Source organism: Bacillus sp. ISL-41, assembly GCF_018613235.1.
In the GTDB taxonomy this organism is placed as follows: Bacteria; Bacillota; Bacilli; order Bacillales; family Cytobacillaceae; genus Mesobacillus.
The window spans coordinates 39,949-59,574 of the sequence record NZ_JAGGQP010000020.1 but is presented as its reverse complement, the minus strand read 5'-3'; the positions used below and the strand labels follow the sequence as shown (position 1 = coordinate 59,574).

Sequence of the window (19,626 nt, the reverse complement as noted above, 5' to 3'; positions counted from 1 at the left end):
TTACAGGAATGCTGCCCCGTTAGTTGAAGAAGGATCAATAATATTGATACTCAAAACTTAAATGAAATTGACAGAGGTTTTGACTCTCTTTTTTAATTGTACAACACTTTTTGCCATCATAATAATGATGGCAATTGCTATGTCAAAGTTAAAGAAATTCCGCAGAAACCTTGATAAATAAAGAAAAAGACGTATGCCAATTCATACGTCAATTCTTGTGTCATTTATTAAAAAAGCACCCGAAAAACGGAACCCTTTATTAAAAAACTGTATTAAAAAACAGTCTCGCCTTCATCGCTTACTTTTCTGCCAAGATAATTTCCTTGAAGTCTACTTGTTCTAGTATTTTATAGCATTTATAGGAACCATTATTCTCAAACACAACGATTGCCGCATCTTTCCCAAATGGCTCCCATAAAAAGACTCCAGTTCCCTCACTCCAGCTCCCGCATTCACCGTCCAGGAACATTTCCCCTGCTAACAGCCCAAAAACCATTTCGCCACTTTTCTCCAGTTTTATAAACATATCATCAACCCTCTCATTTTCTATCTACTTTGATATTAATGCTTATTTATGTAGAAAAAATGGAGAAAAAATGGAGTTTTTGTAACCTCCTTGTGGAATGTAGGCCAGATTTGCCTTGGTGTAGCGATATTCTTTTATTAAGGAGTTGCAAGTAGGTAAGATGAATATTACCAGGATCTTCGACATTCAGCCTTAGTCCCACCAACCGTAATAGGCCAATCTTACCTAAGTAGGTTTCCATCTTCTAAGAAGAGATATCCCGACAACAAATAATGAAATGAGTGCTATTCCTGCTCCAGCAAGAATTGGATTCAATAGCACGACTACTACGACAGGTATCAACCACGATATTTTAATTGAGGGGGGAACAATGCTTACAAAAAATAAAAGGATTTATACCTCTGTAAAAAAACTATTGCAATACTATCAATCAACTTTTCTTAGATAAGAAAACAGAGAAAAAAATCTTTAGATAAACTCACTGATGAAAATCGATATATTGAATGTCATTTGCTTTTATCGCTCTTTGGTCCATCAACCAACATACAGAATGATGTGTACTTGATAGGATGGTTTTATTTGGTTGATACAAATCACATACCTCCATTGCAAACGGACATCGCGAAGTAAAAGCGCAACCTTTTGGAGGGTCATGCAAGTCTGGTGGTGTCCCTTCAATCACGGTTAATTGTTGGTTTTTTTCTAAATCAAGATGAGGAACTGATTCTAGCAATCCAATCGTATAGGGGTGTTTTGGATTATAAAAAATTTCGTTTTTCGTTCCACTTTCGACTATTTTACCGGCATACATTATATTCACTCTATCTGAAAACCTTGCAACCACACCTAAATCATGCGTAATCAGAATGATCGCCATACCCATTTTCTCCTGCAGGTCTTTTAATAAATCCAAAATCTGTGCTTGGATGGTTACGTCAAGAGCTGTTGTTGGCTCGTCAGCAATTAACAGATCAGGTTCGCAAATCAAAGCCATTGCAATGGCAACTCGCTGCCTCATTCCTCCACTTAGTTGATGAGGATAGGTTGTACAACAATATATAGGATCCGGGATTCCAACTAGACTAATGATTTCAATTGCCTTTTCATGAGCTAACTTTTTACTATAGCCTTTATGAACGATTAGCCCCTCCGCAATTTGGTCACCCACCTTCATTGTCGGGTTTAAGGAAGTCATGGGATCCTGGAATACCATACCGATCTTTGCCCCACGGATTTTGGAAAGCTGTTTTTTCTTCATTGTTGTGATTTCTTCCCCATTAAATAAAATGGACCCTGATGGGATGGAACATGTTTTCTCAGGAAGAAGTTTCATAATACTTTTTGCAGTAACTGATTTACCCGATCCAGATTCTCCGACAATTGCGAGGACTTCCCCCTTGTTCACATGAAAGGAAACCCCACGGACAGCGTAGATATTCTGTTTTTTTGAATGAAAATGAACTTGCAGGTCATTAACTTCTAGTAATTTTTTCACATTTATCACCCTTTCATTGAGTAAAAGAGTTATTTTCTGAATTTCGGATCCAGTGCATCCCTCAGACCATCACCCAATACATTAAATGAAAACATCGTTAAAGAAATAAATAATGCGGGAAAAAACAACCTCCATATTTCACCTGTTAATAAAGTAACGAGACCTTCTGATGTCATCGTTCCCCAGCTCGCAAGCGGTACAGGAACACCTAGTCCAAGAAAGCTTAAAGTGGCTTCCGCAAAAATTGCACCAGGAACAGATAATGTCATGCTCACTATTATAGGGCCCATAGCATTTGGAATAAGGTGCTTAAACAAGACCCGAAAAAAACTCCCTCCTAATACTTGGGATGCCAATACAAATTCAGATTCTTTCAATCTCAGTATTTCACCGCGAACTAGACGCGCCATTCCAATCCATCCCGTTGCAGCCATGGCAATTATAATAGTGAGTAATCCAGGCTTTAATACGACCATCAATAAAATTGTCACCAGCAAATGAGGCAGTCCATAAAGTATATCTACGATTCTCATCATCACTTCATCAGTTTTTCCGCCTTTATACGCTGCGATTCCTCCCCATATAATTCCGATTATTAAATCCAAAACTACTGCTGTTATACCAATAAAAAGGGAAATCCTTGCTCCTATCCAGGTCCTGGAAAATAAATCTCTACCTAAATCATCCGTTCCAAACCAATAGTCAAATGATGGAGGGAGATTGGAATTTAGCAGATTTTGGTCTGAATACGAATAGGGAACCAACATTGGACCTATAATTGCCATTACAATCAAAACAATATTAATGGCAAGTCCAGTCATAGCAAGCTTGTTTTGTCTCAGAATGCTTATTGCATCTATCCAAAATGATTCACTAGGTTTACTATCGGCCTTTTCTTCTTTGTTTTTTTTCTTTAGAACAAAAAGATCGTCTGGCACTTGCTGCATCATCTATCCCCTCCTTTTGATAAGTTTTATTCTTGGATCGATCAGAACGTATGCAAGGTCGACTAATATAATAAAGAATATTAATATAGCACTATAAAAAACAGTCGTTCCCAAAATTAATGGATAATCTCTATCAGTGATGCCCTCAACAAAATATTTCCCCAAGCCTGGAATACCGAAGATTTGTTCTATGACAAAGCTTCCAGTCAATACTGTAGCTGTAATGGGACCAAGTATTGTTACAACTGGAATCATTGCATTACGAAGTACATGCTTAAAAATAAATCTGAAACCAGTCACTCCTTTAGCCATGGCAGTTTGAATATAATCCATCGAAAGTACTTCTAAAATACTTGATCTAGTAAGTCGTGCTATATAGGCCATCGGTGTAACAGCAAGAGCAATGCTTGGCAAAACGGAGTGTTTCCATGTACCCCATGTTGCGACAGGGAACCATTGCAGCTTTATAGCAAAAAAATTGATTAATATTGTAGCAAAAATGAAGCTGGGGACGGAAAGGCCAAGTATGGCAATAATCATAGAAAAATAGTCAATTGCACTATTGTGACGAAAAGCTGCGAGAATACCTAAAACGATTCCAAAGAATGCAGCTATGAGAATGGCTTGAATACCTATCATGGCCGAAACAGGAAATCCGTTAGCAATTAATTGGTTAACTGTCTGGTTATCCCATTTGATTGAAGGACCAAAGTCCATCAATAATGCTCCCTTTAGATATTTAAAATATTGAATAAACAAGGGATCATTAAGTCCATAATGCTCTTTTAAATTTTCAACTACCTGCTCTGGAATACGATTTTCACTTGTAAAAGGATCTCCGGGTATCGCGTACATCAATAAAAAGGTAAGCGAAATAATGACAAATAAAGTTAAGATAACACTAATAATTCTCCTGGTAATAAATTGCCGCATATTCCCCCTCCTTTATGATTTTAGGAAAAAACAACTGAAAAAGTGTACTCATTGTACACTCTTTCAGCATTCTAGCCGCTTAGCGTGCCACCATTTTTACTACTTAACACTTGCCTCCCGGAAATCAATTGCCTGAATTGTATACTGATAGACTCCTTCGATATAGTCCTTTTGCAAGTAAACTTTTGTACGGTAATAAAGTGGGGAAATTGCCATTTGGTCTATTAGAACCTTTTCTGCTTCGACCAAATACCCCGCTCGCTTCTCCAGGTTCAATTCCGCTTCTGCTTTTTCCATTAATTGATCGTAATCAGGAATAGAAATGTTGCTATAGTTATAGACATCCCCACTCATGAATTGTCCCATTAAATTGCTTGCATCATCATAGTCTGCGCCAGTACTGTACAAAGCTAATTGGTACTCACCGGCTTGAACATTTTGAACAAATACCTTACGTTCCATCGTTTGGAGCTCTGTATCAATTCCTAAGTTTTTCTTCCACATTTCCTGCATTGCTTGAGAAAGTTTATTGTAAGTATCGTCTGTATAAAAAAGCAGATTAATTTTTGGCAATGTAGAAAGTCCCAGTTCTTCGAGTCCTTCTTTCAGAAGTTGTTTTGCTGTGTCTAAATCATTATCCTTAAACAAGGAGTCTCCAGCTAATTCCCTGAATTCTCCTGCACCACTACTCAATCCTAATGGTATTAAACCAAGAGCGGGAACTTCTCCTCCCTGTGTCACTTTTTCGACCAAAAGTTTTCTATCAAGGGCAAGACCTAATGCTTTACGGATTTTTTCATTTTTAAAAATTCGATCCTCATGATTAAATCTTATATAAGCTAAACTTGCGCTTGGCGCTGTTTTTGCTTCACCTGAAGCGATTAATTTACTTCTTATTGAATTTGGGATATTGGCAGAAAAATCGAGCTCGTTCGATTGGTACATAGCATATTCAGTATTTTGTTCATTCACCATTACCCACTTTAACTTTTCAAGCTTAACTACATCATTGCCCCAATAATTTTCATTTGGAACCATAATTAATTCTTGGCCGTGTTTCCAACTCTCAATTTTAAAAGGTCCGTTAGAAACAAAGGTTTCAGCTTCAGAAGCCCACTCTGGATTTGCTTTATCCGTTTTTTCATGGATCGGTAATAATGTAAAGAAAGCAGTTAAACCTAAGAAAAAGGAAGTAGGTTTTTCTAAAGTAACCTCCAGTGTATACTCATCAATAGCCTTAACTCCCAGCTGTGCCGGATCCTTTAATGAACCTTCATTGTATGCTGCTCCATTTTTAATAAAGAATAAGTTACTGCCAAGAGGTGAAGCTACTTCTGGACGTAAAACCTTCTCCCACGAATAGACAAAATCCTTAGCAGTCACAGGGTCACCATTTGACCATTTAGCATTCTTATTAAAATAGAAAGTATAAACAGTTCCATCATCAGAAATGTCCCACTTTTCTGCGACACCAGGAACTATGTTTCCTTCTTTGTCCAATCGGACCAAACCCTCGAATAATTGATTTGAAATATCCCCTGCAGTCTGGTTATCAATCAAAGCTGGTTCAAGACTAGGCGGTTCACTTAACGCATTGACTGTGATAACTTGCTCTTTATTAGAACTGCTTGTTTTTTCTTCATTCTTTTCTTTATTTGCAGGAGTATTAACTTGACTATTATTACAGGCACTAAATACTAATATCAGTACACAAAGTAAGCTGAAAAATGATAAGCGTTTCCCATAATTAAGCATTGTGTTTCCCCCTATTATGTTCTAGACCCGAAACCTCATCAATCCAAGTAGACCTCTTGATATCTATAAGCAAAACCTCCTACTGTTCTCAATATACATTACCCCTCTATAGTATATGTGGGTGCATCATTAAAATAACTTTTAATAACCATTAAAGGATGGTCAAGAAAATATAAATAGAATTTTTAAAATTAGAATTGTAGGTTAATACATACAGCGATAAATAAGCTTATAAAAATTGATTCAGTTAATCCCTAAGTTTTTTTCTTCTATTTTTTTAAAGTGTTTTTTAAATTGATAAAACAAAAAAGCTCCCCTTGTATATAAATCAATCGCGATTGAAATCCATATTCCCGCTATCCCCATGCCGAAATGTATTCCAAAAATATAAACTCCGATTATCCTAATCACCCACATGCCAAGTGCGGTGCTGTACATCGGACTTTTTGTGTCGCCGGCCCCCTGAAGTGCACCTGCTAAAACTAAACCCACTGCCAATGCAGGCTGTGCAAAAGCATCAATTTTTAGCGCGGTTACAACCATGCTTCTAGCATGTAGGTCTGTAGTAAACCAGGAAGCAAACCATGGAGATAAAAAGAACAACACCAAGCCAATTAATGACATAAATCCAATTGCTAACCCCGTAGTTAAAAAACCAAATTCATATGCCTCCCTATACTGTCTAGCACCGATCCTTTGGCCAACAAGGGTAGTGGCTGCTATTGCAAGACCGTAACCCGGCATATATGAAAATGTTTCAATATTCCCTGCAATTGTGTGGGCAGCATACGTTTCTGCCCCTATTTTCACGATCAGGCCAAAATAAACCACCTGGCCAAGACGCATAATTAGTCTCTCAATTGCTGCAGGTGCAGATAATGTTAAGATAGCAAATAAATCTCCTTTGGAAGATTCGCCAAAGAAAGAAAAAGAAACCGGAGATTTTTTTATATGATGATACAACGCAGCTGACCCCAAAAGCCTTACAATGACAGTGGCCCACGCGGCTCCAGCTAGACCAAATCCATCCAACTTAAATATGCCAAAAATCAGGACATAATCTAGACCAATATGAATTAAGTTGATCCACCAGCTTACTTTCATAGGTGTTTTAGTATCCCCAGCAGCCCTTAATATGCTACCAAAATTGTACATCAATGAAATAAAGACAGATGGAATTCCAACAATCTGTAAATATATGGACCCATCTCTTAAAACATCTGATTCTGCGCCCATCATTTTAAGCAACGGCTCACTAAAAAAGACGGAAATGATACCGAAGATCATTCCCGCCAAAATAGAAATAAAAGTGGATTGCCTGGCAATCGATTTTGCTTTTTCGATGTCTCCTGATCCGATGCTCCTGGCAATTAGCGAAGAAGTTCCCACCCCTATTGCCATAAAAATAGCAATATAAACGGCTAAAACTGCATTCGCTATCCCAACAGCTGTCACTTCGTTTAAACCAAGTCTGGCAACAAACAGGGTATCCACAAAACCTACCACCATTTGTAAGGTATTCTCAACCATAGCTGGAATAGCTAAAGCTAAGATGGTGCTAACCTTTTGTTTCGTACTTTGTATACCCGCCGTCTCTTGTTGAGCCACCGAAAATCCCTCCCGGTTTTCTTTCTCTCTCACTTTTTCAGCAATCTCTGGAAGGTAACTAGGACCTCATCAATGACTTCAGTATCTCCTTCATTTATCCTTTCTAGGACGCAGCTTTTTAAATGTCCTTCAAGAAGAAGACTTGCAACGCTGTTTAAAGCAGATTGGATGGCGGATAATTGAGTTATCACATCGTCACAGTAGGTATCATTTTCAATTAATCTTTTAACCCCGCGAATTTGTCCTTCAATCCGATTTAGCCTTGAATCAAGGTTCTTTTTTATTTTTTCTGAATGATGGCTCTTTCTATGATTTGTAGAGCAACCAGTGGGTGGCAATACTTGTTCATTAGCCGCCTCTACACCCATGCCCATTCCCCCTTATACCTGACTTATATTTTCAATTAGCTCTTCCTTTCCGAATCTCTTTAAAAATTTATGGAAAGGCTCTCGTTTCTTTCCTTTTTCCCCATATACCCTAATAATTTCTTCGACTGTAGTATAAAGTTCTTCAGGATTTAGATTTTCCTTAAATAAGCTTCCTGCCTCGGCATCCTCTCCTTTTGTTTTTCCGCCAATATAAAGATTATATTGATTCCCATTTATTTTCATAACTCCAATATCATTAACCAAAGGCTCTCCACAGCCAACAGGACAGCCGGTGTATGCTGGTTTTAGGGTAAACGGAACAGGTTTTCCGGCAATTCTCTTATTAAGTTCGATTGCGACAGGCATTCCCTCTTCCTCTGCACCTTTACAAAAGTTGCAGGTTCTAAGGCTCTTTACAAAATTGCCGACTGGGTAGCAGTGTAACCCGACCGACTCAAAATCCGTAATAATTTCATCCTTTTTACTGTCAGGAATATCAATATAAAGCTGCTGGAAGGTTGTAAGCTCTAGCTCCTGGCCTTCCTCCATATATTTTGCAAGTATTCGAAGCTGATTAGCAGTCAGTTTGGACCCGAAATCAATGCCACCATTAACAGCGACTTTTATTTTCTTTTCGTTGTTCAATTTAAAACTCCCTTTCCTAAGAAGTTTTTTCAAGTAAATTACTATGGCAGTGACAAGATACTGCATGGCCTGCGCCTAGAGATTCTTGTTTAGGCATTTTACTGTTACAAATATCCTCCTGGTATGGACATCTTTTTACAAATGGGCATCCTGCTGTCTCTTCGGTTGCATCCACTTCACCATCTAGAATTAACTTTTCTCGATTTTGGATAAAGTAATTTAGATCTTTCACTACCGAAACTAGTGCCTTTGTGTAAGGATGTGAAGGCGACTGGATGATTTTCTTGGTGGGCCCGACCTCGATGATTTTACCCTGGTACATGACAGCAATGCGGTCACACATATAACTTGCTGTCGATAGGTCATGTGTAATCAGCATCATGGTCAAGCCCATTTTCTTCTTAAGTTCGAGAAGGAGGTTTAAAATACCTGCTCGGACAGAAACATCAAGCATAGAAGTAGGTTCATCAGCTGCAATAAACAGTGGTTCCAGAATCACAGCTCTTGCTATAGCAATCCTTTGCCTCTGCCCGCCACTAAGCTGATGTGGAAACCTCTCCATATAGTCTTCAGCCGGCCTCAGCTCAATTGATTCAATCGCCTCTTTGACCCTTCGGACTTTCTCATCATATGGCAGGTGTTTTTCGTGGGCATTGATTGGTTCCATTAAAATGTCCATTATTGTCATACCAGGATTGAGAGTATCATATGGATCCTGAAAAATCATTTGCATTTTGCTTCTCAGCTTGTTTGTCTCTGAATCAGTTAATTTACATAAATCTCTTCCTTCAAAAAGGATTTCCCCGCTGGTTTCCTTCATCAGGCGCATCACCATTCGCGCTGTTGTAGTTTTTCCACAGCCGCTTTCCCCGATGATCCCTAGAATTTCCCCTTTTTTAATCTCAAAGCTAACGTTATGGACGGCGTAAACATTTTGCAATTTCCGGTTTAAAATCGATCCAGTTTTCTTCACAAACGTTTTCTTCAAATCTCTTACTTTCAGTAAAATTGAATTATCCATTTTCCTCCTCCTCAAGAAAGCATGCGGAAAAGTGGCCATTTTTTACTTCCCTGAACTCAGGTGTTTCTTTTCTGCAGCGGTCAAAGGCAAACGCACATCGAGTATGAAACCTGCAACATTGTGGGATGTTTACTAGATTAGGGACACTGCCTGGTATCGAAATCACTTCCCGATCAGGATCGGACAGGTCAGGAGTCGCTTGTAATAAAGCCTTTGAATAAGGATGTCTTGTATCATTCAATATATCCTCTGTTGATGCAAGCTCAACAATTTTCCCTGCATACATGATTGCAATTTTGTCGCAAATAGCAGTAACCATCGGCAAATCATGTGAAATTAGGATTACTGATAAATCCATCTTTCTCTGAAGGTTTTTAATTAATGCTATCACCTGTGCCTGGGTTAATACATCTAGTCCTGTCGTTGATTCGTCGGAAATTACCAGTTTGGGAGAACAAGCAAGAGACATGGCAATGGCAACGCGCTGCTTCATCCCTCCGCTGAATTCGTGGGGATAGCTTTTCCATCGGTCACCATCGATACCGACAAGCTCAAGTAGGGTCTTCGTCCGTGCCAGTGCTTCTCTTTTGCTTACTCTTTCATGGAGCAAAATGGCTTCCATAATTTGATCGCCTATTGTATAAACGGGATTTAGTGCATTCATCGCACTTTGTGGTATGACAGAAAGATCCTTCCATCTTAAAGAATCTAGTTCAGAATCGGAGGCTTTAAGCAAATCCCTGCCATTTAAATGAACACTTCCAGCCACCACTTTTCCGGGAAACTCTATTAATCTTAGAATCGATTGGGCAACGGTCGTTTTCCCGCATCCCGACTCTCCAATCAGTCCAAGCATTTCTCCCTCTTCAACAGAGAATGAAACGTTTTCTACAGCACGGGCAATTCCCTTTTCGGTTTTAAAGAAAGTCGAGAGGTTCTCTACAGTTAATACAGCAGTCATATGCTAACGCCCCCTTCTCAGTCGCGGATTCATAACTTCTTCCAATGAATAGCCAGTAAAAGCAAATCCTATTACCAATGTGGTGATGAGTAAGCCAGGAGGAAGTATCCACCAGATCCATGCATCCGTCAAGAACGCTCCCCTTGCCTGGGCATAATATAAAATCGTTCCCCAGCTCTTTGTAAAAGGATCTCCTAGACCCAAAAAGCTTAGAGAGGCTTCAATTAAAATAGAATGACTTGCTGCTAATACAAATTGGGAAAGTGCAATTGGGATAACACCCGGCAAAATATGCCGGCCTAATATGACCTTAATATTTGTGCCGATTGATTTGGCGGCTTCGACATACCCTTTTGTTTTTAGCGTTAATACCTGTGATCTTATAACCCTTGCTGGACTCGCCCAAGAAATTAAGCTTATAACCAAAATGATATTCCAAAAACTTGGACCAATAAAGGCTGCCAATAAGATCATAAGAGGCAAAAATGGGATAACAAGAACAAGGTCTACTAATCTCATTAAAAGAGCATCTACTTTTCCGCCGTAATACCCTGATATTACACCGATAAGGCATCCAAGAAGAATCGAAATAAAGGCAGCAAGGACACCAATTAATAATGAAATTCTAGTCCCATACAGCAATTCACTTAAAATATCCTGTCCTACGTCATTGGTACCCAGGAGAAATTGACTGTTAGGTTTCGTAAATGGTGTTCCCACACGTTCAGTCGGGTCAAATGGTGCAAGTAAAGGAGCGAAAACAGCTATCGCCAAAAATATAATCAAAAGTCCTAATCCGACTATACCGATATTATTAGATGTAAGTACATGCCAATACTTTCTCCATTTTTTATTACCCATTTCGGCTTCCCACCTTCGGATCAAGTAAAGGGTATAGTAAATCCGCCAAGAAATTGGCAATGACAACACTGAAGGTAATAATCAGGAATGTCGCCTGAATCAGTGGGTAATCTCTGCTTAGGACCGATTCAAACATTAATCGTCCTACACCCGGGTATGCAAAGACCGTTTCTATTACAGTTGCCCCGCCCAAGGTAAACCCTAAACTAAGCATAAATACAGTAGCCACCGGAAGCAAAGCGTTTCTCATGGCATGCTTATACTTAATAACTTTTTCTTTTACGCCCTTTGCTTTGGCCATCATAATATAGTCTTCCCCAAGAACATTTAGCATCGAATATCTCATAATCATGAAGGTGCTTGTTACTGAGATTAATATAAGAGTTGTTAATGGTAATATAAGGTGTTTACTAATATCAATGAATCTATCCATACCCGAATAGTTCGACCAGGCACTTTCAGCTCCGAAAACAGGGAGCCATCCTAATTGAGCTGAAAAAATAGAAACTAAAATCATACCGACCCAGAAGGAAGGCATTGCACTTAGAAACATAAAAACTGTCAATAAATTCGCATCAGTTTTAGTCCCTCTGCGCCAGGCTGAAATGGCTCCAAACATTACTCCTAGAATGGTTGAGAGGACAAGACCGAGCCCTGTTAGAAGCATTGTCCAAGGTAAGCGCTCCATAATAATCTCTGAAATCGGTCTTTTTTGCTGATAGGAGAAACCGAATTCTCCTGTCAGAATATTTTTTATATAAGTTACGTATTGTTCAAATATGGAATCATTAAGTCCATGCTTTTCCAAGATTGCTTCTTTCTCAGCGCTGGACATTAATCCAACATCCTCACCTGCCAAAAATACGAGGGGATTGCCTGGCATAAGCCTAGGCAGAAGAAAGTTCAATGTCAGCATTAGGAAGATAACAATTGTGTATTGCAAAAGCTTGCCTGCCATAAATTTCCCCATTATTCTGCACCTCCTGCTAGTTTAGGAAAAAATCCCGTAAAAATTTTTACGGGATAGATCCTTTATTCCTTAAAAATCAAAATCATCCTTATCGTTCGTCTTCTTTTTCCTTTTTAATAAGAAGAAAACTATAGCTGCTATTACGATAAGTACGCCAAAAATTAAAATCCCGTTATTATTTTCTTTTACTGAATTGCTGTCATTAGACGTTTTTTCATCAGAAGATTTACTTTCCCCACCGGAATTACTGTTATTCCCAGCAGCATCTTCACTTCTTTCCCCAGAGACAAATGACAACTTATTGATTATCCCTTTTCCTGTTTGGAAAACAAAACCATCATATTTTTCAGGGTTATAAGCATTGACGATTTCCTGATAATAGAGAGTAATAATTGGTGCTTCATCTGCTACCATTAATTGCAGATCATTAATAAGCTCTTGTCGTTCCGTCTCATCAAATGTCGCTCTTAGTTGGTCCGACAGAGCATCAAATTCTTTGTTTTTATAACCACCGATATTTACAGCACCAATTGCAGGATCTGAATAAAACAACTCGACTATCCGATCAGGGAAAAGCTGCATCGTGTTTGACCAGCCGAATACTCCCATATCAAAGTTTCTTCCCTTGCTAACATCGTAGTCAGGCCACATTAAACTAATAATGGTTGTGTCTTCCATGGCTTTTACAGAATTTTTGATGCCTATCTCATTTATAGCTTCAGAAATCAGTTCTGCAACACGGATTCTAATTGGATTGTTAGAGTGGACTAGTGTTGTGAAATTTATTTCATTTCCTTTTTGGTCTTCCCTGAAACCGTCTCCATTGGTATCCTTGAAACCAGCATCATCAAGGATTTTCTTTGCTTTTTCGGGATCGTAAGAAGTTTTTACTTCACTATTGTATGAAGGTGATGATGGATGAATAAAACCTGGGCTGCCGACTTCTGCAAATCCTAAAAGCACGATATCAACCAAACTTTTTTTATCTATTGCAAGATCAATTGCCTGTCTGAAAGGCTTTTCTGTCATAGGATATTTTTCAGAATTCAGCTGGAATAATGTGGTGCTGAATCCAGCCCCACGTGAAATCTTTAAGGAGGGGTTAGACTCGAATTGGCTAACAAGCTCCGGAGATATATTTGATGAAATCGCATCAATTTCCCCAGATTTCAATGCATTGTAAAGTGCTGTAGTATCTTTGATGATTGGAAATATGATTTCTTGAATAGGCGGAGCTTCTTTAAAATAGTCCTTGTTAGCGGTCATTTTATAATATTGATCAGCTTTATGTTCACTTAAAATGTATGGCCCACTTCCTATTGCATTGGTTTCACTATCTGGCGCTGAGATTTTAGACCAAATATGCTCTGGTAAAATTGGTACATCTGCAAGAGGTTGAATCAAGAAGTTTGGATCGGGTTTTGTAAGAATCATTGTAAAGTCTGTTTCATTTTCAACAGTTAATGAGGCAACGTTTTTAAGAGGGTTGGTGAATCTTGATTTAGGATATTTACTAAAATAATCTACAGTAAACTTAACATCATCAGACGTAAGCATTTCTCCATCATGCCATTTAATATTATCGTTCAGCTTAAAACTGTACTCCAAACCGTTATCACTGACTTTATACTCTTTTACGAGCCACGGAACTGGTTTGTTATCCTTATCAAGTTGCAATAGTGTGTCGTACAGTAAGCTTACTAAGTCAAGACCTGGATAACCGGTTTGATAAGTATAAGGGTTTAACGTGCTTTCATCACTAAGAATTCCAATTTTTAAGGATTCTGCTTCTGATTTAGCAAAACCGTTTCCTGCAGAAGTAATAACAAAAAGAGCGATTATAATAAGTGATACTAATTTTCTCATTTTTTCCAGCTCCCTTATTTATTGTTAAACTATTAATTCCTTTAAGTGGAAATTCCCTTCTCTCCGATAGGCTTCCGCAAGAGCGAAATGACCATGAGTGGCAAGGCCATGATAAACATGAACAGCTTTATCTAGAACTTGATGTATAGCTCTTCCTTTTTCCTGAAAGTTGGTTAATTTGGAGAATCCAGGATACAGAAGTTCAGCTGCTTTCTGATCAAGCATTTCATCAAAATGCATGCCACTGAATTCCAATTGACTTTCAAGCATATCCATTGCACGTTCTTTTTTCTCCCATACTTCTGTAATGTCAACGACAGTATTAGGATGGTGCGGTGTCATGTAGTAAATGGTCGGAATCGGATGAGGGTCTAATCCTGGAAGTTCATCTAATGCAAAATCTCTGCTGGAAAGGGCGATGGACTCGAGTAGCAAAGTCATTGCCGGACGACGGTCGGGGTCCAAATCGTGAAAGGAATGTTCGGGATCTTGGGTAATGATGATGTCAGGTTTAACCTCTCTAATAATTTTTATAATTTTTTTCTTGGATTCAACGCTTAAATCAACGGTGCCATACTGGAAATTCAGAAATGTAATATCCTTTACTCCAAGTATTTCTGCTGCATTCCTAACCTGTGGTTGACTAGTTTCTCGGCACAGCATGATAGATGCAAATGATTCCCCACCATTTAGAACGTTCTTAGCAAGTGCACCTCCGCACTCCACAACTTCCATTCCATAGACCCCAAGAAATAAAACTTTCTGTCCTTTTGCCATTCTTTTCCCTCCTCATAAGTACTTTACCCCGCTACGGTATATTCCTGGAGTAATTAAAAATAATCTTACTACCATATTAACCTTTTGTAAATACTAAATATTTAGAATATTTTAATAATTATTCTTGAATAGAAATCTTTTTTTTAAGAATGGCTTGTCTTGGAGTGACATATGATGTACCAATTAAAGGAGGTCGAAGATGAATGAACGAATTTCACTATTTTGTAGTAGGGACGCTTTTACTTGTGACTCTCATTTCCATCATACTTTCATATCAATATAGAACAAAGATGCAGAGTATGACACCCATGGTTATATCTATGGCTATATCAATGAATATTGGTGTAACCTCTGGGATTCTTTTTGGGTTTATATATCAAGGAGATTTATTCCTTTCTTCCCTTATTTCCGTATTGATCGGAATTTCGGTAGGTGTTGCTGCAGGATTTGCATTTGGTATACTCCCAGTTATTGAGGGATCTATGGCTGGAATGATGGGCGGAATGATGGGTGCAATGCTTGGTGAAATGATTTCAAGACTCCAAGCAGTTTCTCTTCTAAATATATTTTTGACTATTACAGTCTCTACCTTATTCCTGTATTTAATTCTTTCCCAACAAAAAGCAACCGAAGATACTAGGGTTTTTACCAGTTGGCTTTTAAAGCCTATCTTTACACTCATTGTTTTAGTAGGATACTTTTATTTTGGCAACCAATTAAATAAAGAGTCGGTTATTTCAAAAGAATCACCAATACATGAGAATCATTCCCAAATTCCTACTGATAACAAGGATGAGCAATTAAACCGAATAAATATTCAAGTTAATCCCTCAAATTTTTCCTATTCTCCAAGTAGAATCAATTTGTCAAAAAACAAAAAAGTCTTGCTTACCTTTACTAATCACGACTCCATTGAGCATGATATCGTGATAGTAAAAATGCCGACATTGCCTAATACCGACCAGGAAAACATCTCATCCCATGGTTCACATGATTCACATGGAGATGGACTACATTTACATGCTAGTCCACATGAGGAGGGCAACATTTCTTTTACTCCTACTGAAACTGGTACATATGAGTTTTATTGTTCCCTGCCAGGGCATAGAGAGAATGGAATGGTCGGGATTATCGTAGTTGAGTAAGTAAGTTAATTCATTTTCAATTATGAATATAAGAACTTGATCTCACTAAATATTGATAAATGTGGTTTGACCCGTTGATGCGATACCAAAATTCTTTGCCTCATGCCTAAATTGAAATTAATAAATATGGAATTTACTTATTGGCTGATACACTAAGGGCCACTGCTATAGAAAATAAAACAGCCTTCCTTGTTTTTGAAGGGAACAAGGAAGGCATAAAAGGGTTATGACTACTTATTTTTTTCGATTAATGCGGTTGATCACCATCCACAGCAATAATCCGATTCCAAGCAATATAAGGAACAGCCAAAAAGCCTGACCGAACCAGAAACGCATATGATGGTACATCATTTGCCTTCCCATCATCATCCCCATGGAATTTGGCGGGAACCATATCATTCTGACTACGAAAAACAGGAAAAACAAACCTGTTATGGTGGCAAATGTCATTATGATAATCGGCAATAAACGCTTCATTTTTCATCACCACTATTCCATTTTATATCCAATACCCCAAACTGTCTTAACAATAGACTTATCCACTCCAGCTTTTTGCAACTTTTCACGAAGGTTCTTAATATGCGAATCCACAGTCCGGTCCTCACCCATGAATTCAATTCCCCAAATCAAATCCACAAGTTGTTCTCTTGATAAGACTTTTCCCCTGTGCTCGATTAGTGCTGTGAGAATGTCGAATTCAGTCTGTGTCAGGTTGATTCTCATCCCTTCATACATTGCTTCCCTCGAGATGAGGTCAATAACCATCCCCTGATACTTCAAGATGTTCTCTCCAGAATTGGAATGGCCGGTCCTCCTTAGGAGTGCTTTGACCCTTACTAGCAGCTCTGCTTCATCAAAAGGTTTGACAACGTAATCATCCGCCCCTGTTGATAAGCCCGTAACTTTGTCCTGGACAGTACCCTTAGCAGTAAGCATGATAATCGGCAAGTCAGACATTTTGCGGACATGCTGTATTGTCTCCCACCCGTCCATCATAGGCATCATTACATCCAGGATCATCAAATCGTAGTCATCCTTTCGAAGCATGTCAATTGCCTCCTGTCCGTCCTCTGCTTCCTCCACCTGATAGCCTTCCTGAAGCAGATAAAGTTTAACCAGCTTTCTCATTTGTGCCTCGTCGTCAACAATCAATATTTTGTTCATTCGACTCTCTCCTTGGAAGTTTTTAAGTAGATGGTAAAAACAGTTCCTTCATTCAGCTTACTGTTAACCTGAATCTGTCCACCATGGGCTTCGATAATTTGCTTCACCACATAGAGTCCAAGACCTGTTCCTCCAGTTTTCCTTCCCCTTGATCGTTCCACCCGGTAAAATCTATCCCAAATTCGGGAAAGTTCAGGCTCAGGTATTCCTTCCCCAGTATCACAGATTTCTACAACAACAAGGTCCTTTTTGGTCGAGGATCGAATGGTAATTTCGCCTTCAGTGCTGTATTTCACCGCGTTTTCAAGCAGGTTGTAGAAAACCTGCTCCATTCTCTCTTTATCTACTTTTGTTTTTGATAGTCCGTCCTCAAGTACAAGAGTGATCTTCAGTCCTTTTTTTACCACTTCAGGTCTTAGGTTCGTAGCTGTTTTATTAATTAGCTCATTTAGGTTGACCGGCCTTTTATCCAGTTCGAATTTCCCCACCTGAAGCTTGCTCATTTCAAACAGGTCATTAATCATGAAGGATAGCCGCTGTGCCTCTTTATTTATGATTGATAAGTACTCCTCTTTTTCTTCGTCGCTATTTGCCATTCCTTTTTTCAACACATCGCTGTACCCTTTGATGTATGTCAAGGGAGTCCGAAGTTCATGGGATACAGCAGCCAGGAATTCATTCCTGCTATCTTCAAAGTATTGAAGTTGTTCACCCAACTTCTGGATAGATATGCCAAGTTGGGCTACTTCATCCTCGCCTTTGACAGGAATCGTTTGCATATACTTTCCCAAGGACATTTTAGAAGTGGCTTCCTTCATTGCGAGCAATGGGCTGGTCAGTTTTTTTGACAAAATACCGATAAGCCCGAAAGCCAGGAGGATAATCCCAATACTGGCTATTGTGATAAGGGCATTCATGACAAAGACGATTTCTCGGAGGATGTTTGAAGGATAGTACATGTAAACATACCCTTCTTGATCGCCAATAACAGAGACTGAGATGATATAGCGATGGTCCCTCCAATCATCTTCTAGAATATAACTGCTTTTTTTCCTGTTTTCTCCAAGATGCTTCTTCATGTCATTGTCGGGGTCTTTTGAAGCAGCGATGATATTGTTTTCGGAATCTACAATAAGCACCTCAGTTGTGACTCCCTGTTCCATTTCAACCACATGGCCAATCGTTGCCCGGTCGAAGTTTTCTTCTAAAATACGGGCATGATTGTTTCCACGCGTGAGGACATCCTGCTTAATATAATCAATCAAGACATTTGTGAAAACACCATAGAGGACCAAACCAAGCAGTAGAAGGAAGCAGACAAATATCCCACTGAACAAAAGGCCCAATTTAAAAGATATATTCTTCAACCTAGAAGGCATATAAAATTCTCACCCTAACTCAATAACTACTTCATTTTATTTGTATTACTCATTATATAATAGATTAAAAAAATCAAGAAAATGTGGAGAAATCTGATAATCCTAGATTATCGGACGTCGTTCCTTATTCAAGTTGATTCAAGAATCAACTTAGACAAGTCATAAAGTATTGTTTATTCAAGACTAAAGTTCAATGGCTAAAGCATTTTAATAATTTAGCAACTGATAACCAATTATTTTTTTCCACTCTCTGTTTCCTTTAAAACGATCTAGTGAGGCAGAATTGTAGCAAGAATTGAGGCAGTATTTAGAAGAACTAAAATAGAAGAAAGAACATCTTAATTATCTTATATAACGGCCTTTTATTTACAAAGGGTAACTCGAAAAATAATCATATAAAAAAGGGTGTTCAGAAAGTCTAAAATATGACTTACCTGACACCCTGTTATTTTTAAGTTGTTTTATTCAATCGGTGATAGTTCATCCTCTGTTACCCATTTATGATTTTTTACTTCTTCACCATTTGTAGTCAGTGTGAAATCAACCATGTACACTGTTGTTTGTTCAGCAGAATCAATTTCAGCAGTTGCCCCGTCCATTCCCTCCATATGTTCAGCATTTATAGTAACTTCTGATCCAGGTTTAACTGTTTCTTGTCCGACTCCCTCTAACTCTTCATGAATCACCCATTTATGATCTTCCACTCTTTCTCCCCCGGTAGTCGGAGTATATGAAACAGTATAAACCGTTGTGTCATATGCCCCTACAATAGTTGATTCCGCACCTTTCATACCAGGCATATGATCGGATTCAATAATTGCTTTGCTCCCAACTTCATAAGCTGGTGAAGCCGCCTCTTTTAAACCTTCAGGAACTTCACCCGAACCGGACATATCCATATTGCCATGATCCATATCTTCCATATCTTCATCCATATTATCCTGGGTCTCTTCTGTATTGTTAGTACCCGTACTTTCATTTTTTTCTTCATTTGCATTTGCACATGCCCCTAGTAGTAATAAAAGAAATGTCAGCAATACAAATAGCATTAATCTTCTTGTATTAATTCTTAACATTCAATAAACTCCTCCTTTGGCATTTTAGATTATCTTACCCTGAATTAGTAATTAGACACATCAATTCCCTTAATCTTTTATTCCCCATCTGCGAACATTTATCTGAAAGTCAAAATTATTACTTAATAA

At 38.5% G+C, this 19,626-nt stretch carries 19 protein-coding genes; 1 reads left to right on the top strand and 18 read right to left on the bottom strand.

What is annotated here, in order from left to right; translation table 11 throughout:
• Nucleotides 1–298: 298 nt before the first annotated feature.
• The 14 genes from J7I80_RS10030 to J7I80_RS09965 form a co-directional block, all read right to left on the bottom strand.
• Nucleotides 299–526 (bottom strand): hypothetical protein, encoded by a 228-nt coding sequence (locus J7I80_RS10030; protein ID WP_214738080.1) that lies wholly within the window; start codon nucleotides 524–526, stop codon nucleotides 299–301.
• Nucleotides 527–1,004: 478 nt separating this feature from the next.
• Nucleotides 1,005–2,021: an ABC transporter ATP-binding protein gene (locus J7I80_RS10025; RefSeq protein WP_214738078.1), complete on the bottom strand. Its 1,017-nt coding sequence runs from the start codon at nucleotides 2,019–2,021 to the stop codon at nucleotides 1,005–1,007.
• A gap of 29 nt (nucleotides 2,022–2,050) precedes the next feature.
• Nucleotides 2,051–2,968: an ABC transporter permease gene (locus J7I80_RS10020; protein WP_214738090.1), complete on the bottom strand. Its 918-nt coding sequence runs from the start codon at nucleotides 2,966–2,968 to the stop codon at nucleotides 2,051–2,053.
• Between the two features lie 3 nt (nucleotides 2,969–2,971).
• Complete coding sequence (locus J7I80_RS10015; RefSeq protein WP_214738076.1) at nucleotides 2,972–3,901, bottom strand: ABC transporter permease; 930 nt, start codon at nucleotides 3,899–3,901, stop codon at nucleotides 2,972–2,974.
• 99 nt (nucleotides 3,902–4,000) lie between these two features.
• Entirely contained in the window at nucleotides 4,001–5,656 is a 1,656-nt protein-coding gene (locus J7I80_RS10010; protein ID WP_214738074.1) for a peptide ABC transporter substrate-binding protein, read from the bottom strand.
• A gap of 243 nt (nucleotides 5,657–5,899) precedes the next feature.
• Nucleotides 5,900–7,264: an MATE family efflux transporter gene (locus J7I80_RS10005; protein WP_483297695.1), complete on the bottom strand. Its 1,365-nt coding sequence runs from the start codon at nucleotides 7,262–7,264 to the stop codon at nucleotides 5,900–5,902.
• Nucleotides 7,265–7,293: 29 nt separating this feature from the next.
• Nucleotides 7,294–7,632, bottom strand: a complete 339-nt coding sequence (locus J7I80_RS10000) for a metal-sensitive transcriptional regulator (protein WP_192472109.1) — start codon at nucleotides 7,630–7,632, stop codon at nucleotides 7,294–7,296.
• A gap of 12 nt (nucleotides 7,633–7,644) precedes the next feature.
• Complete coding sequence (locus J7I80_RS09995) at nucleotides 7,645–8,343, bottom strand: NAD(P)/FAD-dependent oxidoreductase (protein WP_214738072.1); 699 nt, start codon at nucleotides 8,341–8,343, stop codon at nucleotides 7,645–7,647.
• A complete protein-coding gene (locus J7I80_RS09990; RefSeq protein WP_214738070.1) occupies nucleotides 8,294–9,298 on the bottom strand; it encodes an ABC transporter ATP-binding protein in 1,005 nt (334 codons plus the stop codon). Before J7I80_RS09990 ends, J7I80_RS09995 begins: the two co-directional genes overlap by 50 nt.
• A complete protein-coding gene (locus tag J7I80_RS09985) occupies nucleotides 9,291–10,259 on the bottom strand; it encodes an ABC transporter ATP-binding protein (RefSeq protein ID WP_214738068.1) in 969 nt (322 codons plus the stop codon). The genes J7I80_RS09990 and J7I80_RS09985 overlap by 8 nt, the downstream gene beginning before the upstream one ends.
• 3 nt (nucleotides 10,260–10,262) lie before the next feature.
• On the bottom strand, nucleotides 10,263–11,120 hold the full coding sequence (locus J7I80_RS09980) for an ABC transporter permease (RefSeq protein ID WP_214738066.1): 858 nt from the start codon (nucleotides 11,118–11,120) through the stop codon (nucleotides 10,263–10,265).
• Nucleotides 11,113–12,090, bottom strand: coding sequence for an ABC transporter permease (locus J7I80_RS09975; protein ID WP_214705842.1), 978 nt, complete (start codon nucleotides 12,088–12,090; stop codon nucleotides 11,113–11,115). Before J7I80_RS09975 ends, J7I80_RS09980 begins: the two co-directional genes overlap by 8 nt.
• A 69-nt stretch (nucleotides 12,091–12,159) precedes the next feature.
• Nucleotides 12,160–13,956, bottom strand: a complete 1,797-nt coding sequence (locus J7I80_RS09970) for an ABC transporter substrate-binding protein (RefSeq protein ID WP_214738064.1) — start codon at nucleotides 13,954–13,956, stop codon at nucleotides 12,160–12,162.
• Nucleotides 13,957–13,980: 24 nt separating this feature from the next.
• Entirely contained in the window at nucleotides 13,981–14,733 is a 753-nt protein-coding gene (locus J7I80_RS09965) for a PIG-L deacetylase family protein (RefSeq protein WP_214738061.1), read from the bottom strand.
• Nucleotides 14,734–14,936: 203 nt separating this feature from the next.
• Here J7I80_RS09965 and J7I80_RS09960 point away from each other — a divergent pair, with 203 nt between their 5' ends.
• The gene (locus J7I80_RS09960; protein WP_214738059.1) at nucleotides 14,937–15,878 is read left to right on the top strand and encodes a plastocyanin/azurin family copper-binding protein; all 942 of its coding nucleotides are present in this window, start codon (nucleotides 14,937–14,939) and stop codon (nucleotides 15,876–15,878) included.
• A 234-nt stretch (nucleotides 15,879–16,112) separates the two neighbouring features.
• On the opposite strand, the gene J7I80_RS09955 is transcribed toward J7I80_RS09960, so the two are convergent.
• The 4 genes from J7I80_RS09955 to J7I80_RS09940 all read right to left on the bottom strand — a co-directional run bounded on the left by J7I80_RS09955 (nucleotide 16,113) and on the right by J7I80_RS09940 (nucleotide 19,497).
• Entirely contained in the window at nucleotides 16,113–16,355 is a 243-nt protein-coding gene (locus tag J7I80_RS09955) for a hypothetical protein (RefSeq protein ID WP_214705839.1), read from the bottom strand.
• A 12-nt stretch (nucleotides 16,356–16,367) separates the two neighbouring features.
• Complete coding sequence (locus J7I80_RS09950) at nucleotides 16,368–17,042, bottom strand: response regulator transcription factor (RefSeq protein ID WP_214738057.1); 675 nt, start codon at nucleotides 17,040–17,042, stop codon at nucleotides 16,368–16,370.
• Complete coding sequence (locus J7I80_RS09945) at nucleotides 17,039–18,421, bottom strand: sensor histidine kinase (protein ID WP_251027694.1); 1,383 nt, start codon at nucleotides 18,419–18,421, stop codon at nucleotides 17,039–17,041. Before J7I80_RS09945 ends, J7I80_RS09950 begins: the two co-directional genes overlap by 4 nt.
• 461 nt (nucleotides 18,422–18,882) lie before the next feature.
• Nucleotides 18,883–19,497, bottom strand: coding sequence for a YdhK family protein (locus J7I80_RS09940; RefSeq protein ID WP_214738054.1), 615 nt, complete (start codon nucleotides 19,495–19,497; stop codon nucleotides 18,883–18,885).
• Nucleotides 19,498–19,626 lie beyond the last annotated feature (129 nt).

Coding starts and splice junctions, on each gene's coding strand:
- J7I80_RS10030 (WP_214738080.1), bottom strand. CDS start 526: ATGTTTATAAAACTGGAGAAAAGTGGCGAAATGGTTTTTGGGCTGTTA.
- J7I80_RS10020 (WP_214738090.1), bottom strand. CDS start 2,968: ATGCAGCAAGTGCCAGACGATCTTTTTGTTCTAAAGAAAAAAAACAAA.
- J7I80_RS10015 (WP_214738076.1), bottom strand. CDS start 3,901: ATGCGGCAATTTATTACCAGGAGAATTATTAGTGTTATCTTAACTTTA.
- J7I80_RS10010 (WP_214738074.1), bottom strand. CDS start 5,656: ATGCTTAATTATGGGAAACGCTTATCATTTTTCAGCTTACTTTGTGTA.
- J7I80_RS10000 (WP_192472109.1), bottom strand. CDS start 7,632: ATGGGTGTAGAGGCGGCTAATGAACAAGTATTGCCACCCACTGGTTGC.
- J7I80_RS09995 (WP_214738072.1), bottom strand. CDS start 8,343: ATGCAGTATCTTGTCACTGCCATAGTAATTTACTTGAAAAAACTTCTT.
- J7I80_RS09990 (WP_214738070.1), bottom strand. CDS start 9,298: ATGGATAATTCAATTTTACTGAAAGTAAGAGATTTGAAGAAAACGTTT.
- J7I80_RS09985 (WP_214738068.1), bottom strand. CDS start 10,259: ATGACTGCTGTATTAACTGTAGAGAACCTCTCGACTTTCTTTAAAACC.
- J7I80_RS09980 (WP_214738066.1), bottom strand. CDS start 11,120: ATGGGTAATAAAAAATGGAGAAAGTATTGGCATGTACTTACATCTAAT.
- J7I80_RS09975 (WP_214705842.1), bottom strand. CDS start 12,090: ATGGGGAAATTTATGGCAGGCAAGCTTTTGCAATACACAATTGTTATC.
- J7I80_RS09970 (WP_214738064.1), bottom strand. CDS start 13,956: ATGAGAAAATTAGTATCACTTATTATAATCGCTCTTTTTGTTATTACT.
- J7I80_RS09965 (WP_214738061.1), bottom strand. CDS start 14,733: ATGGCAAAAGGACAGAAAGTTTTATTTCTTGGGGTCTATGGAATGGAA.
- J7I80_RS09960 (WP_214738059.1), top strand. CDS start 14,937: ATGAACGAATTTCACTATTTTGTAGTAGGGACGCTTTTACTTGTGACT.
- J7I80_RS09955 (WP_214705839.1), bottom strand. CDS start 16,355: ATGAAGCGTTTATTGCCGATTATCATAATGACATTTGCCACCATAACA.
- J7I80_RS09950 (WP_214738057.1), bottom strand. CDS start 17,042: ATGAACAAAATATTGATTGTTGACGACGAGGCACAAATGAGAAAGCTG.
- J7I80_RS09945 (WP_251027694.1), bottom strand. CDS start 18,421: ATGCCTTCTAGGTTGAAGAATATATCTTTTAAATTGGGCCTTTTGTTC.
- J7I80_RS09940 (WP_214738054.1), bottom strand. CDS start 19,497: ATGTTAAGAATTAATACAAGAAGATTAATGCTATTTGTATTGCTGACA.